This is a genomic window from Lysinibacillus macroides (assembly GCF_001281525.1).
Classification (GTDB): domain Bacteria; phylum Bacillota; class Bacilli; order Bacillales_A; family Planococcaceae; genus Lysinibacillus; species Lysinibacillus macroides.
Map to the genome: position 1 here is coordinate 358,931 of NZ_LGCI01000008.1, position 14,724 is coordinate 373,654.

Annotated in this window: 14 protein-coding genes; 10 read left to right on the forward strand and 4 right to left on the reverse strand. The window is 37.9% G+C overall.

The window, feature by feature from the left end; genetic code table 11:
- Positions 1-147: 147 nt before the first annotated feature.
- The 6 genes from ADM90_RS13815 to ADM90_RS13840 all read left to right on the forward strand — a co-directional run bounded on the left by ADM90_RS13815 (position 148) and on the right by ADM90_RS13840 (position 7,353).
- The gene (locus tag ADM90_RS13815) at positions 148-1,341 is read left to right on the forward strand and encodes an HpcH/HpaI aldolase/citrate lyase family protein (protein ID WP_053995542.1); all 1,194 of its coding nucleotides are present in this window, start codon (positions 148-150) and stop codon (positions 1,339-1,341) included.
- A complete protein-coding gene (locus ADM90_RS13820) occupies positions 1,322-2,683 on the forward strand; it encodes a phosphoribosyltransferase family protein (RefSeq protein WP_053995543.1) in 1,362 nt (453 codons plus the stop codon). The genes ADM90_RS13815 and ADM90_RS13820 overlap by 20 nt, the downstream gene beginning before the upstream one ends.
- A complete protein-coding gene (locus ADM90_RS13825; protein WP_053995544.1) occupies positions 2,680-3,780 on the forward strand; it encodes a cysteine protease StiP family protein in 1,101 nt (366 codons plus the stop codon). The genes ADM90_RS13820 and ADM90_RS13825 overlap by 4 nt, the downstream gene beginning before the upstream one ends.
- 11 nt (positions 3,781-3,791) lie before the next feature.
- Entirely contained in the window at positions 3,792-4,604 is an 813-nt protein-coding gene (locus ADM90_RS13830) for a hypothetical protein (protein ID WP_053995545.1), read from the forward strand.
- A gap of 70 nt (positions 4,605-4,674) precedes the next feature.
- Positions 4,675-6,306 (forward strand): YceG family protein, encoded by a 1,632-nt coding sequence (locus tag ADM90_RS13835; protein WP_053995546.1) that lies wholly within the window; start codon positions 4,675-4,677, stop codon positions 6,304-6,306.
- Between the two features lie 24 nt (positions 6,307-6,330).
- On the forward strand, positions 6,331-7,353 hold the full coding sequence (locus ADM90_RS13840) for a toxic anion resistance protein (RefSeq protein WP_235473535.1): 1,023 nt from the start codon (positions 6,331-6,333) through the stop codon (positions 7,351-7,353).
- A gap of 164 nt (positions 7,354-7,517) precedes the next feature.
- Here the strand turns inward: ADM90_RS13840 and ADM90_RS13845 are convergent, their stop codons facing one another.
- From ADM90_RS13845 to ADM90_RS13855, 3 genes are all read right to left on the reverse strand, one after another.
- Positions 7,518-8,147 carry a TerD family protein gene (locus ADM90_RS13845; protein WP_053995548.1) on the reverse strand — a complete coding sequence of 210 codons (630 nt, stop codon included), beginning with the start codon at positions 8,145-8,147 and terminating at the stop codon, positions 7,518-7,520.
- 124 nt (positions 8,148-8,271) lie between these two features.
- On the reverse strand, positions 8,272-9,360 hold the full coding sequence (locus ADM90_RS13850) for an FUSC family protein (RefSeq protein ID WP_053995549.1): 1,089 nt from the start codon (positions 9,358-9,360) through the stop codon (positions 8,272-8,274).
- Between the two features lie 160 nt (positions 9,361-9,520).
- A complete protein-coding gene (locus ADM90_RS13855) occupies positions 9,521-10,813 on the reverse strand; it encodes a glutamate-1-semialdehyde 2,1-aminomutase (RefSeq protein ID WP_053995550.1) in 1,293 nt (430 codons plus the stop codon).
- Positions 10,814-10,943: 130 nt separating this feature from the next.
- On the opposite strand from ADM90_RS13855, the gene bcp reads away from it, so the two are divergent.
- The 3 genes from bcp (at position 10,944) to perR (ending at position 12,988) form a co-directional block, all read left to right on the forward strand.
- Positions 10,944-11,420 (forward strand): thioredoxin-dependent thiol peroxidase, encoded by a 477-nt coding sequence (gene bcp, locus ADM90_RS13860; protein WP_053995551.1) that lies wholly within the window; start codon positions 10,944-10,946, stop codon positions 11,418-11,420.
- Positions 11,417-12,361, forward strand: a complete 945-nt coding sequence (locus tag ADM90_RS13865; protein WP_053995552.1) for a D-2-hydroxyacid dehydrogenase — start codon at positions 11,417-11,419, stop codon at positions 12,359-12,361. The genes bcp and ADM90_RS13865 overlap by 4 nt, the downstream gene beginning before the upstream one ends.
- 183 nt (positions 12,362-12,544) lie before the next feature.
- On the forward strand, positions 12,545-12,988 hold the full coding sequence (perR, locus tag ADM90_RS13870) for a peroxide-responsive transcriptional repressor PerR (protein ID WP_053995553.1): 444 nt from the start codon (positions 12,545-12,547) through the stop codon (positions 12,986-12,988).
- A gap of 22 nt (positions 12,989-13,010) precedes the next feature.
- Here perR and ADM90_RS13875 read toward each other — a convergent pair whose 3' ends face one another.
- Positions 13,011-13,364, reverse strand: coding sequence for a YgzB family protein (locus ADM90_RS13875; protein ID WP_053995554.1), 354 nt, complete (start codon positions 13,362-13,364; stop codon positions 13,011-13,013).
- Between the two features lie 149 nt (positions 13,365-13,513).
- On the opposite strand from ADM90_RS13875, the gene ADM90_RS13880 reads away from it, so the two are divergent.
- The gene (locus tag ADM90_RS13880; protein ID WP_053995555.1) at positions 13,514-14,401 is read left to right on the forward strand and encodes a nucleotidyltransferase-like protein; all 888 of its coding nucleotides are present in this window, start codon (positions 13,514-13,516) and stop codon (positions 14,399-14,401) included.
- Positions 14,402-14,724 lie beyond the last annotated feature (323 nt).

Genomic DNA, 14,724 nt, shown 5'->3' on the forward strand with positions numbered 1-14,724 from the left:
TAATTGCTGTATTCTTATTGACATTTGTTGTACACAAAATAAATAAGAAAACAGCAGTGTAAACAAGGCACTGTATTGGTCTGTAAGAAACAGACTGATACAGTGCTTTTTTCAGAGAAGGTAGACAATTACTGGGGAGAGGGTTCAATGCAACATTTTGCAGCAGATAAAGAAACAAATTTTTATAAGAAGCCACAACCATTTACGAAATGGGAAACAGCTGATATTTTGGCATATGCCTTAGGAGCAACCCTGTATATGCCTGCTTCCATGCCGAATATTGTGAGCTTAATCCAATCTCAAAAGTATCGAGAGCTGACTTCACTTGTCATTGATTTAGAGGACGCTGTAGGAGATGCAGAATTACAAGCTTGTGAGGCAAAGCTAATTGGCGATATCAGTGAATTATATACACTGTATAGTAATAAGCAGTTACTACCACAAAATTTACCATTAATTTTTATACGTGTACGTCATGCTGAACAATTAAGGTATTTAACAACGATATTAGGAAAAAAACAAGAAATCCTAACAGGCTATGTCTTTCCAAAATTTACAGCAACAGAGGGAGCTCGTTATTTTGAGTTGCTGGAGCAAACGATTTTAGAACATAATGTTACTTTGTACGGTATGCCAATTTTAGAAAGTCGTGAGATCTTATATAAGGAATCTCGTATGGAAGCATTATTAGCGATTAAAGCCATTTTGCAGCAGTACCAGACGCGTGTTTTAAATGTACGTATAGGTGCAACTGATTTTTGTGGGATCTATGGTATTCGACGAAGAATGGATTCAACCATTTATGATATTAGTGTGATTCGAGATTGCATTGCTGATATTGTAAATATTTTAGGGCGTGAAGAGGATGGCTTTATTATCTCTGGACCTGTGTGGGAGTATTTTAGTCATCCGCGTGTTTTAAAGCCTGCATTAAGAGTGACACCATTTAGTGAAAAAGGGGCGCTCAATACTCGACAAGCATTATTAGACGATTGCTTGGATGGCTTAATAAAGGAAGTGTTAATGGATAAACAAAATGGCATTATGGGGAAGACGATTATTCATCCTAGCCATATTCGTGTTGTCCATGCACTATATGCGATTTCATATGAGGAATATTTAGATGCCCTCAGTATTGTCGAAAACAATAATGGTCAAAAAGGTGTAATGAAGAGTCAATATGCGAATAAAATGAATGAATTTAAACCGCATATGAGATGGGCAAAGCGAATTTTAAAACAGGCACATATTTATGGTGTTTATAACGAATCTGTTGATTTTGCCTCACTATTATTAAATTCTGAAATAGGTGGTAGTATGTATGCAACAACCAATGAGTAAGCTTGGGATTTTGCCAAATTATACAATTGATATTGATATTACCCATAATCCTTATCATTTTGACTTAGTAGATTTATTTAAAATGGCAGCCCGCATCAATAAAAAGAGACAATTTTTATTTGTCAGCACTGTTCTGGGTAAGCATTTAGCGGTTCGCCCGCAAGTACCGTTATTAACTGGCAGTCTTTTAGCCATTATGTATCATCAGCATCTTACTGGTCAGGATGTGGATGCTACACCAGCTATTGTTAGGGCTCTCAAAGAAGGAACAGAGTTGGAAAATGTACAAAATGCGATGGATGGCTATTTAAAGCTTGATGAGACTACATTATTTATTGGCTTTGCTGAAACAGCAACTGCATTAGGACACGCTGTATTTAATACATTCCAATCAAATGCGATGTATATTCATACAACACGTGAGGTACTGCCTGACTTTGAGCCCTTTGTGACCTTCGAGGAAGAGCATTCACATGCGACAAGTCATCGAATTTATACGGAGCAGTCTGAAGCTTTCATGCAGGCACAGCGTATTGTGCTAATTGATGATGAGCTAACGACTGGCAATACAGTTATTAATATTATTGATACACTACGCAAGAAATTTCCTTCGGTGAAGCATTATGCTGTGCTAGCTATTTTAGACTGGCGATCTGAGCAGCAACAAATTGTTTTTCAGCAATTAGAGCAAGATTGGGGCATTACGATTGATTTTCTAGCCATTATATGTGGGCATTTTAACTGCCAGGGCACACCATCTTTAACAAGCAGTCAACCCGAAATAGCCGTACAGGATGCGCAAGAGATAACAATACTACCGATTCAACAATCCATGGAACAGAAACCTTATCGTTCTATTGCTGAAAATGGTCTTGTGAATAAGCAACCCTATCTAACAGCGACAGGAAGATTTATGCTGACATCAGCACAGCATTTTAAACAGAAAGAAGCTTTACAGGCAGTTGGCAGGCAATTAACAAGCTTGCGAACGGATGGACCAGCACTTGTTGTGGGAACAGGTGAATTTATGTATGTGCCTATGCAAATTGCCTCTTACTTAGGAAGTGACGTTTATGTTCAATCAACGACTCGCAGTCCTATTTATTGTACAGATGAGAAGGGTTATACAATTACAGAAAAACTGGCCTTTGATAGCCTAGAGAACAATGGCGTTACCAATTATTTATACAATGTTCAAAGTCGGCCCTATTCGGAACTTTTCTTGATGGTGGAACGTATAGCAAATAAGAAAGTGGTGGCGCAAGCGGTAGAGGCATTACAATCTATTAGTAATGCAAATATCTATGTCATTTGTATGCATGAATGGGAGGTAGCGCAATGATATCGACTTTACAGCCAGATCAAATGGGCAGCTATGCACCAGAGGATGTTATCTTTTTATTGCGTGATATTGGTTATATGTTACTTGAGCTAGAGAATGACAAAAGAGAGCAGCTGATCCAAGCAGGTACACATTATTCTGAAATGCTACCAGTGGAAGGGCAACCATCAGAAGCTTATATGAATCTTTTTTATAAAGCGTTAGATGCTTCCGCAGAAAGAATAGCGCTAGCTGTTGGTGTAGTGGCAGAGCAAATTGTGAAAAGGAGGGGATTAGAAAATTTAATTCTTGTGAGTTTAGCAAGAGCAGGTACACCGATTGGCATTTTAATAAAACGCTATATTGAAAAGCGTTATCAGGTGCAAATACCTCATTATTCCATCTCGATTTTGCGTGGTCGTGGTTTTGATGAAACAGCTATTCGTTATATAGTGACAAAACACCCTTTAGGCTGTCTTCAGTTTATTGATGGCTGGACAGGTAAAGGTGCTATTACAAATGAATTACGACAATCATGTCAAAAGTTTAATGCACAGTATAACACACAACTAGATGCTGATTTAGCTGTATTGGCAGACCCTGGACATTGTGCCTCCATCTACGGGACACGTGAGGATTTTTTAATTCCATCTGCTTGTTTAAATTCTACTGTATCTGGCTTGGTCAGCAGAACTGTGCTGAATTTGCGGTTTATGGATAAGGATGATTTTCATGGTGCAAAATATTATCGAGAGTTAAAGGCTGTCGATGTTTCCAATCTGTATATAGAGCGTATTGTAGCCTGCTTTGAGACAGTACAACAAAAAATTATAGAGCAGCTTCAAATACAAGCATCTTTGCCCATCACATGGGAAGGCATGAAATCAGTTGAACGGATTCAACAAGATTTTGGGATTGATCATATTCACTTTATTAAGCCTGGTGTTGGGGAAACGACAAGAGTTTTACTGCGACGAATACCTTGGAAAATCTTAATTAATCCGCAGCATACAGCTGAACTGGAACATATTTTGTTATTAGCACAAGAAAAAAATATCACTATAGAAGAATATACAAATATGTCCTATGCGTGTTGTGGCTTAATTAAAGAATTATAGAGGAGTTAATAATGATACTATTTACATCAGATTTAGATCGAACACTGATTTATTCTCAACGTATGATGGAGCTATTTCCGCCAGCGACAGCACCTGTTATAGTTGAACATAAGGGCAATGAAGTCAAAAGTAGAATGACAGATGCAACAGTCGCTTTATTACAGCTGGTGCACCAACAAACACTATTTGTACCTGTTACAACTCGAGCGTTGCATCAATATAAGAGAATCCATTTTATTGATAATCTATGCCCTACTTTTGCAATTACAAGCAATGGGGGTACAATATTAGAAAAGGGGCAGCCTAGTGAAAAATGGGCTGCACTATTAGCACAGCGTATCGAGGATTCCTCAATACCGCGCGAGGATATGTTAAAGCATTTTGATGCGGTAAAATCCGATACGTGGCTGCAACGTTCATTGTATATTGATCATCTTTTTTATGTACATCATGTAGATATCGATATTTTTCAGCAGGATGAATTACAAGCAATGATTCAAGAGTTTGACGCTTATGGCTGGTATGTTTTATTACAAGGTAAAAAATTGTACTTTATGCCAAAGGTACTGACAAAGGAAGCGGCAATCGAATATATCAAACAATTTTGTACATATGATGTGCATATAGCAGCGGGCGATTCGATGATGGATTATGGAATGCTAGCTATGGCTGATGTAGCATTCACACCGTATCATGGAGATTTAAAGGATAAGCAGCCAAAAATGTTATCAAATACTACCTACTCAAAACACACTGGTGAAGCATTTACAAAGGATTTGCTGGAAACAGTGCTACAGGTAGCCACAGAACAAACAGTTGTATAGATGATGGGAGAGAATTATTTAATAGCATAAAGGTTATGTGAAGGATGATTTTTTAGGAGGTGGCGTTTGTATGCAAGCAATCACAATTAAACCAGTATTGGAGCGTCATGCTGATGATTGGCTACAGGCGTTTCAAGATTCACCAAAGAATCGTGCATATTATGAGGAAACCGTACAGCAAATAAGCTTTAGCCGAATTGCTGTGCGCGTCTTAGGTGTACCAATTGAGGAGGATGATTATTTCAATTCATTATTTACCTTGTCACAAAACAAGCATATTCATATTTTAAGTGAGGAATTAAATCGGCATATTGAGCAGAAAGATTTTCAGGCTATCCAAGCAATTTTATCGCAGCATCAACAAACTCCTAAAGGGCTATCCATTAATCGCTTAGTTGCCATGATGTACGGTTATCAGTTAATTCCTAAGCATGATGATAGTATAATGAATCGACATTTACAGCTAGCAACCATTAAAATTGTGGAGCTCTTTCAACAGCAGCAAGCATTGGGCTTACTTGCTAATGATTTTCGCCGCTTTTTAATTGATATGGTGAAATGGCTGAAAAATCATTGGATTCAATGGACAAAATCAATGAAGCCAACAGATGATTTCCCAAAAGTGGTTTGGTATGGGGAAACAACGATTAGTCAGCGTTATTTTTTATTATTATTAATGGAGCTTGGATGTGATGTGTTGATTTTTCATCCAGCAAAAATAGATGAATTTGCAGACATTGATGCAACAGAGGCATTTTCCATTACATATTCGTATGCGCACCAAACAACTTTACAGCCATTTCCTGATAAGCTGCGTGATCGACAGGCGACTGTAGGCTATCGTTCTAGTCAGCATTTCGAGCAACTAATGCATGATCAGCCGTCAGGTTTCTATAAACCTTGGCAATTTAAAGATTTTATGCCACGTTCATTAACATTAAGAATGACCTATGATGATATTTTTATCTATGCGAATGTGAAGGCACTCTTGCGACCACAATTTGAAGTGGTGGGCAATGAGGTTGTGATTCCCGTCATCTTTGCGAAAATTAGTGGTGTTTCCAGCTATCGTGAAGAATACTGGCAGGATATGCATCGACTACTAGCAAGTCCACATACGGTTTTTGTGAAGGAATTCCCCTATACAAAAACAAGCAAAGCCAATTATCATTTTCATTATCAGCATTGCTTAGTGAAGGGCGAGCTATCGATAGAGCGCATTATGCAAAGCGATTGGTGGCAGTATGGGGAATTAACCTTGGAGCTACAGCGTGCTATTGCCTATACGATGAAGGTTTCATGTGAACAACCAGTGCTCAAACACCAGCCAAACGAAACATTGTATGATTTGCAATTGTTTATTTTTAAACAATTAACGATGATTCCACGGGATATATTGCGCTTACTGCAAGGCTTTGACTATGCACAAGAAGTCCCTAAGCTTGTTCTCTATCAAGCACCACAGCAGCCAGCCTTATCACGTGAGGATATCGTATTACTCGCATTTTTAAATCGTTTTGGGGTGGATATTGTGTTTTATAACCCAACAGGCAAATTAGATTTAGAAAAACATTTACCAGAGGATTCCTTTGATGTACACCGATTAGAGCATATGCTATTTGATTTGCACTATGAAGAACCGAAACAAGACAAAAATGAGCCTGATACCATTATTAGAAAGCTCTTTAATCGATTTTTCTAATGATAGAAAGGGGGGATGAGCATAATGATGCTGGAGCAACTCACAACAGACACAGCAGCAATCGTTAAACAGCAACTACGAGGGAATGTGGAAGTACAGCAGCTTGCCAATGGAATCAATATAAAAAATCAACTGGAGCTAATGGCTTTAGGTAAGGAGCCAGCCATGAGATTAGCGCAGTTTACTGATCGTATATTAAATGTAATGACCCAATCCAAATCGTATGAATCAAGTGAGTTATTGAAGCAGCTTGAAATGTTAATGTTAAAATTTGATCAAAATGATTTTACAGAGCAGCCAAAAGGTTTTTTTAAGAAGCTATTCGCACGTAAGCCGAAAAGTGAAGAAGACCTCTGGGCAAAATACAATACTTTCGGTAGAGATATTGAAAAAATCCATTATCAATTTGTGCAAATGGAAGAGGAATTGGCAAAGGATAATCGGTTGCTTGCCCACTTGTACAATGAGGATTTAACGTTTTACCTTGAACTCGAAAAATATATTGTAGCCGCAGAGTTAAAGTTACAGGAAGTGACAACGACGCTTATACCAATGTATGAAAAGCAAAGTGAGGCAGGTAATCAGCTGGCGAAAATGGAGCTTACTAGCTTGCAGACCATTGCTGAAATGCTTGCACAGAAAATAGATGAGCTGGAGAAATCACGTATGGTCGCGATTTTAACAGCACCACAGATTGAGATGCTACGTAATGGTAATAGCGAATTGATTGAACAAATTAATAGTGCTTTTGTGAAGACCATCCCTGTCTTTAAATTGAGTATGATGAATGCGATAAATGAAAAACGCCAACAGCTACAAAATCAATCAGCCGCAGCCTTTGAAAATCGCATGAAGCAATATGGAGGCACAAATCATGAAGCAGTGCAATTAAGCACAACTTTGGCACAGCAACCAAAGACAACGCAAACGCTTGAAGAAATGTGGGATATGATTACTGTAGGAATCACCAATTATCGTAAACTACGTGATGAGCACACAGCTCAACGTCAGCAAGCAGAACAGCGCCTACTAACATTACGCCATTAATCTGCCAGCATTAACTCACACTATTATGGTGCAAGTTAATGCTGGCTTTAGCTCATATCACTATCTATAAAAATATATCGGTTATTTTATGCGTAAAAGTGCGGCGTCAGGTACAGCAATCAGTGAGGTTCACTTTATGACTTTGCTGCAAGAGACATCATTTATTACTTTCTACCAGTACCCCAAGATATTCCCCAATTATAGGCTTTGTCCATATCTCGATGCCCGCTAAAATAGTCAACAAGACGCTCCACTTTAAAGGTTTCATTGTTGACATTTTCAATCATAGCAATCGCACACATATTTTTGCCATTTCGATGTTCATTTAAGCGCACTTCAATACTAGGGCCTGTTCCGTAGTTGACAGTCACGATGCCATCAGCCTCAGCCCAATTTGCGACTCCTTCATAAATAAAGGCATAGACCAGTACTCGTTTAATATCGCTTACCTTATTTCCGTTAATGCGTAAATTTTCTCCACCGCTTACCATACCAGTACGATCATCACCATCTAATTCGATAAAAGGTGGGGCATGCAAGCTACCGAATACATTGCCGAGAGCTTGTACACAGCTTTTGCTACCATCTGTTAATTCATATAAACAGCCTAAATCTAAATCAATCCCACCTGATTTAGTGCCAAATAGCGAAGAGAAAAATCCGCCAGAGGGCTTTGCTGATTGCTGATTCCAATTAAGATTGATTAGAATTTCTCCGATTCCTTGATGCTGCGATTTTGTTAAATTTACTGATTGCCCTTTTTTCGTTAATTCAATTTTGTTTAAATTTACCATATTTCCTATACACCCCTTAATTTTGTCATATATAATTATAGCTAATTATCGAAAAATTCACAATTTTATGGAAGGCATTTAAAAAAACGACAAATGGGAATGTCCCCATTTGTCGTTTTCTCCATTAAATAAACTCTTCTTCAAATTCTACGTTAATTTCATGTCCGTGATAGTTTTGATAGGACACAATCAGCGTATCGAGATGTTCTAAGTTTTCTTCATAATCTAAAATTCGTGATAAAATATAAAGTAAATGGTAGCTTGAAAACTCTGTATCGCCTTCCTCACGAGCGAAGTTAATTTGCTTAATAAAAATCTCCATTAGTTCATTGCGTTGAACATAGTCAATGCTTTTATTCCACTCCGAATGCTCGGGCTTTAATTTTCCTGTATATTTTAACAGCAATTGTTCATGGTAGGTTAGTAACGAATCCAATCGTTCCTGAATCATTAAATGAAATTGTGTAGGTAGCTGAGCCAACTCATTTTCATGTTTATGCAAGCGTTGCAGCAATTCTAGGCTACGTTTAGAAGTTAAAATCATCTGACGATAGACAACTAACTTACGTGCCTTTACGTATGTTTTATTTTTAAAGTAGTTTCGCTCTTCCTTGTATAATTCATAGAGCGCATCTACTCGTAGCATACGGCTTTTAAATTTACTTAATGCTCCCTTTGTGGATGTATGCTCAGAAGCCTGACGTACAGCCAGTCGTGTCCAACGAATAATATCATCCTGTAAAATATAAATTTTACGGAATAGCTTTACCTCATATTTTGGAGGTAAGAACACGAGGTTTACAATAAATGCTGCTAATACCCCAACTAAAATTGTTAAAAAGCGTAGCAGCCCAAATGTTAGAAAATCATCTCCCTGAAATTCCATAATGGCTACAACGGATACGAGTGCCAAAGACAGCGATTTTTCAAGTTTAAATTTCAGCATTAATCCAATTGTAATAATAACAGCAATGCCAATAGCAACAACATGGTGACCGAAAAGTAAGCCAAATAGAACAGCAATGGAGGCACCTATAATATTTGCTTGGACTTGCTCTACAATGGTCTGATAAGAACGATAAATAGAAGGCTGAATCGCAAAAACTGCTGCAATTCCAGCAAAAACAGGTGAAGATAGATTTAACAGTTCTGCAATAAACAGTGCTAATACAATAGCTACACCAGTTTTAAAAACACGGGCACCTAATTTCATAGAAAATGGATGTCCTTTCTGTCTAAAATTTTTAAGCTTCTTTACATTATAGAAGGAAGTGCTCATAAAATACATAGATTTGCATGCGTAAATAAGAAAAAGAGCTGTCGGTAAAAATCTTTCTCGACAGCTAATGGTTTTCCATGAAATTTTAGTAGTGCTATGAAGATAATTGAGCAAAAGCGTGATCTACAGCTTTAATGGTTTCAAGCATATCTGCCTCTGTATGCTCCGTTGTTAAAAACCATGCCTCATACTTGGAAGGCGCTAAATTAATACCTTGCTCAAGCATTAATTTAAAGAAGCGACCAAATATCTCACCATCCGTGTTTTCAGCCTGCTCATAGTTTTCTACTTTTACATCTGTGAAGTAAATCGTTAAAGCCCCTTTTAGACGATTAACTGTTATTGGAATCGCATGCTTTTCTGCCGCAGCTAAAATGCCCTGCTCTAAAATGCCACCAAGACGATCCATTTCATCATAAATACCTGGTGTTTGTAGCACCTCAAGACAGGCAATACCAGCTTGCATTGATGCAGGGTTCCCCGCCATTGTTCCCGCTTGGTAGGCGGGGCCAAGGGGAGCAACTGTCTCCATAATTTCTTTACGCCCACCGTATGCACCGATTGGTAAACCGCCACCAATAACTTTGCCAAGTGCGGTAAGATCAGGTGTTAAGCCAAGTAAGTTTTGAGCACCGCCATAATGGAAGCGGAATGCTGTAATCACCTCGTCGTAAATCGTTAAAGCGCCTTTTTCCTTTGCAGTCGCATGAACAAGCTCTAAGAAGCCCGGCTTTGGCTCAACAATACCAAAGTTTCCTACAATCGGCTCTATTAAGATTGCCGCAATTTGCTCTCCCCATTTATCCATTGCAGCTGTAAAGGCTTCGGGATTATTGAAAGGCACAGTAATTACTTCTTCAGCAGTAGAAGTTGTGACACCTGCTGAATCAGGTGTTCCTAATGTAGCAGGTCCAGAGCCCGCAGCAACTAATACTAAATCAAAGTGACCATGGTAGCAGCCTGCAAATTTCATAATTTTGGTACGTCCTGTATAGGCACGAGCAACACGAATGGTTGTCATAACAGCCTCTGTACCTGAGTTGTTAAAGCGCACTTTATCCATGGATGGAATTGCCTCTTTCAGCATTTTAGCAAAAGTTACTTCATATTTAGTTGGTGTTCCAAACAATGTACCATTTTCGGCTGCATGTGCAATTGCCTTTGCAATATGGGGATGACCATGTCCGGTTACAAGAGGTCCATATGCTGCTAAATAGTCGATATAGCGATTACCATCTACGTCCCAAAAATAAGCGCCTTTCCCACGAGCCATTGCCACAGGGGAACCGCCACCTACTGCCTTATATGAACGAGAAGGGCTGTTTACCCCGCCAACGATATGCTGTAATGCCTCTGCATGTAGTGCTTCGGATTTTGCGTGATTCATAGTATTGCCTCCTAAAGTTTTATACGTTATCTATTGTAGGCCTATCAGTGTAAGAAATCCAAAAAAATGAAGAAATATGACTTGATTTATGACTTCGAGTAAAATAGAACCTACAGAGGAGGAGATGAATATGACTGTAATAGAAGGACAGAAGGCGCCTGACTTTTCTTTAATAAATGAAAAAGGTGAATGGGTGCATTTAGCAGATCTCAAAGGACAATATGTGATTTTATATTTTTATCCCAAAGATATGACACCAGGCTGTACAACAGAGGCATGTGATTTTCGCGATAAGTTTGAGGATTTCAGTCATTTAAACGCTGTTATTCTTGGCGTAAGTCCAGATGATGCAAAGAAACATACAAAGTTTATTGATAAGCATGGACTACCATTTTCATTATTAGTGGATGAGGATCATGCAACAGCTGAAGCTTATGGTGTCTGGGTGCTAAAGAAAATGTATGGACGTGAATTTATGGGCATTGAGCGTTCAACATTTTTAATTGATCCAGAAGGAAAGCTAGAGAAAGCTTGGCGCAAGGTACGAGTGAAAAACCATATTGAAGAAGTATATGCTTATTTAGCAGAGCAGGGGGCAACAAAATGAGAATCTATTTTACGTTTGAACCAAGGCCTGATTTACGTGAACCGTTGTTAGCACAATTCCCGCAGGTGGACTTTATTTTTGAAAATGGTTTATCGAATGAAGAGCTAGAAAAAGCAGATGTTTTAGTTACATATGGTGAAGATTTAACAGCGGATACTATCCAATATGCAACTAAATTAAAGTGGATTTTTGTAGCGTCAGCAGGCATCGAAAAAATGCCAGCACAAGCCATTATGGAGCGTGGAATTTTAGTATCAAATGTTCGAGGCATTCATAAAACACCAATGGCAGAATCGATGCTTGCGCATATTTTAGCCATTAAGCGTGCAGTGCCTTGGATATACGAGCAGCAAAAGACGAGGGAATGGTCGAAGAAAGCAAGGCAAACAGAATTACGTGATAGCACAGCGCTTATTTTAGGACCCGGTGCCATTGGCTCGGAGGTTGGTCGGTTATTGCAAGCCTTTGGTGTAACAACAGTTGGCTGTAATCGTTCTGGGAAAGAAGCGCCTTATATGGATAAAATGGTTAGCTTTACACAATTAACCGAAGCATTGCCAAATGCGGACATTGTGATTTCGGTATTACCAAAAACACAGGAAACCACTCATTTGTTAAAAGAAGAGCATTTTGCAGCTATGAAAAGCAGTACTATTTTTATGAATTTTGGGCGTGGTAACTTAGTGGATGAAAAGGTACTGATTCAAGCTATTCAGGCAGAGGAAATTGGCTATGCTGTGTTAGATGTCTTTGAAGAAGAGCCTCTTTCATCAGACCATCCGTTATGGACCTTACCAAATGTCGTTGTTTCCCCACATATCTCAAGTCATTCATCTCGTTATGTGGAACGTAGCCTAGAAATTTTTAAACCAAGCTTAACGAAGTGGTTAAAGGGAGAAACCGATTTAGAAAATGTGGTGGATTTATCGAGAGGCTATTGAGAAATTTACATTGATTTAGAAGAAGGCTTCCTGAGCGAATTCGAAAAAATCTCCATAATGAGTTAGCCAAAATGTAATTGATTGAGAATAAGAAATGTGTGATTGTTGACGAAGTAGGGCGAATTCGATACACTATTTATAACAATTATAAATTAATAATACTTATGGAAGAGGTGCATGGCGATGTCTGCAACGCATTTACAAGATGCACTGGACACGTTAAAAATAACTGGTGTACGTATTACTCCTCAACGTCATGCTATTTTGGAATATTTGATTCAATCAATGGCACATCCTACTGCCGATGAAATTTATAAAGCACTTGAAGGAAAATTTCCTAATATGAGTGTAGCGACCGTCTATAACAACCTACGCGTATTTCGCGAAGTAGGTCTTGTGAAAGAGCTTACTTATGGAGATGCTTCAAGTCGCTTTGATTTCGTGACAAATGATCATTATCATATGATTTGTGAATGCTGTGGTAAAATTGTTGACTTCCATTATCCTGGACTCGACGAAATTGAGCATTTTGCATCACAGGTAACAGGCTTTGATGTGCATTCGCATCGTTTAGAGATATACGGCACTTGTCCATCATGTAAAGGTGCTACTGCTAAAGTACAATGAAAAATCCTAGCTCTCAAAAGAGCTAGGATTTTTTTGTTTTATGATTATAGGATTGGTCAAACTCTTTACCCTCGAGAGTAGGATCAAGTGTTAATGGTTCATTGCAATACATGCACATATCTACACGACCTAAAACTTTTGTATGCTTATGACAATTAGGGCATTCAACTTGAACAGCTCTCGTTGATAGTAAGCCTATCCAAGCGTAAACCACCGTACTACCAATAATACATAATACACCTAATGTCATGAAAATTAATACTAGTATTGGGCTGTTTTTAAAGAAAATGCCCCCATACATTACAACAAAGCCGATGAAGATTAACGCTAATGCGAATGAACGAATTTTATTAATTTTACTTTTATAAGGTTTCATTTTTCATCTTGCCTCCCAATCTAAAATCTACTATAACATATAAGGGCAAAGTATTTTAGCTTTGAACTAAATGAAAGCAGGAATACTTTTAGAGTATGTCGAATTTTTAACGGAACAAGGGAAGTTAGAGAAATAAAGGAGAGCTGAGCATGGAACAAGTATTGCGTCCAATATATCAAGAACGTGCAAGTCAGTCGAATACATTAGGTGTCATTTTAGTGGAAAAGCGTGAAGAGCAAAGTAATGTTACTGATACATTTGATACGGTTTTACTGATTATTGTAAAGGAAGCAGAACAGCCGGTTTTTACGAAACATTACTTATATGAAGGAAATAAAGTTGCTCTACATACTGTTACAGAAAAATTAATACGAAAATGGCTGCTCGTTGGCTCTAATAAAAAGGTAGTTGATTGGATTTTCTTTGGCAAAGTCCTATTTGACCGCAATGAATTTCTGCATAAGCTAAAAATAGAATTACAGGAATTTCCGTATAATGGTCGTAAAATTAAAACAGGTATTCAATTCTCAAAGCTTATTCGACGTTATTTAGAGGGGAAAGAATATTTTGATAAAGGAAGCTACCTTGATGCTTATAATCATGTTGTTGATTCCTTACATCATTTAGGACGTCTATCCATTATTGACAGCGGGCTTTATCCAGAAGTAACGGTTTGGGCACAGGTAAAAAAAATTGAGCCTGCTATCTATAAGCTATATGAAGAGCTTGTGACAAGTAATGAGCCAATTGAAAAGCGACTAGAGCTATTATTTTTAGCAAGTGAGTTTTTAATTCATTCGCGTACACGAGATGGGGCACAACATATATTAGAAGTTATGCAAACGAAGGAAACGTGGTCAATTCAGGAATTGCATGATCATCGTGAGCTCATTAATTACTCAGTAGATTTAGAGGTATTTGTAGAGTATTTGGTGGATAAAGGCTATATTCAAGTAGAACCGGTTGTTGCGAAAAATGATAGGATATTTCATCGCCATTATAAGGCAGATAAAGATGCACTGGAAATAGAACAATGACTGTAGTATGCTTGGAATCGGGGTATTTAAAAAATACCTCGATATTTTTTTTAGAAAAGTAGTTGACGTATAGTATTTTAATATTGTATTATATTAATTGTCGCTAAGACATAATAAAAAACTTCTCAAATGGAAAACATAAATTACTTTTTTGAAAAAAGTGATTGACACGATTTGAGTGAAATGTTATTATTAAGAAGTCGCTGAAAAACGACTGAAACAACATGAACCTTGAAAACTGAACAAGCAAAACGTAATCAATAAGGTTTTAAGTAGCTAGCTTCGGCTAGTGAACAAAACAAAAATTTTGGACATCAAAATGG

Excerpts from the sequence above, each read along its gene's own strand:
- ADM90_RS13815 (WP_053995542.1), top strand. The coding sequence starts at position 148 with ATGCAACATTTTGCAGCAGATAAAGAAACAAATTTTTATAAGAAGCCA.
- ADM90_RS13820 (WP_053995543.1), top strand. The coding sequence starts at position 1,322 with ATGCAACAACCAATGAGTAAGCTTGGGATTTTGCCAAATTATACAATT.
- ADM90_RS13825 (WP_053995544.1), top strand. The coding sequence starts at position 2,680 with ATGATATCGACTTTACAGCCAGATCAAATGGGCAGCTATGCACCAGAG.
- ADM90_RS13830 (WP_053995545.1), top strand. The coding sequence starts at position 3,792 with ATGATACTATTTACATCAGATTTAGATCGAACACTGATTTATTCTCAA.
- ADM90_RS13835 (WP_053995546.1), top strand. The coding sequence starts at position 4,675 with ATGCAAGCAATCACAATTAAACCAGTATTGGAGCGTCATGCTGATGAT.
- ADM90_RS13840 (WP_235473535.1), top strand. The coding sequence starts at position 6,331 with ATGATGCTGGAGCAACTCACAACAGACACAGCAGCAATCGTTAAACAG.
- ADM90_RS13845 (WP_053995548.1), bottom strand. The coding sequence starts at position 8,147 with ATGGTAAATTTAAACAAAATTGAATTAACGAAAAAAGGGCAATCAGTA.
- ADM90_RS13850 (WP_053995549.1), bottom strand. The coding sequence starts at position 9,360 with ATGAAATTAGGTGCCCGTGTTTTTAAAACTGGTGTAGCTATTGTATTA.
- ADM90_RS13855 (WP_053995550.1), bottom strand. The coding sequence starts at position 10,813 with ATGAATCACGCAAAATCCGAAGCACTACATGCAGAGGCATTACAGCAT.
- bcp (WP_053995551.1), top strand. The coding sequence starts at position 10,944 with ATGACTGTAATAGAAGGACAGAAGGCGCCTGACTTTTCTTTAATAAAT.
- ADM90_RS13865 (WP_053995552.1), top strand. The coding sequence starts at position 11,417 with ATGAGAATCTATTTTACGTTTGAACCAAGGCCTGATTTACGTGAACCG.
- perR (WP_053995553.1), top strand. The coding sequence starts at position 12,545 with ATGTCTGCAACGCATTTACAAGATGCACTGGACACGTTAAAAATAACT.
- ADM90_RS13875 (WP_053995554.1), bottom strand. The coding sequence starts at position 13,364 with ATGAAACCTTATAAAAGTAAAATTAATAAAATTCGTTCATTCGCATTA.
- ADM90_RS13880 (WP_053995555.1), top strand. The coding sequence starts at position 13,514 with ATGGAACAAGTATTGCGTCCAATATATCAAGAACGTGCAAGTCAGTCG.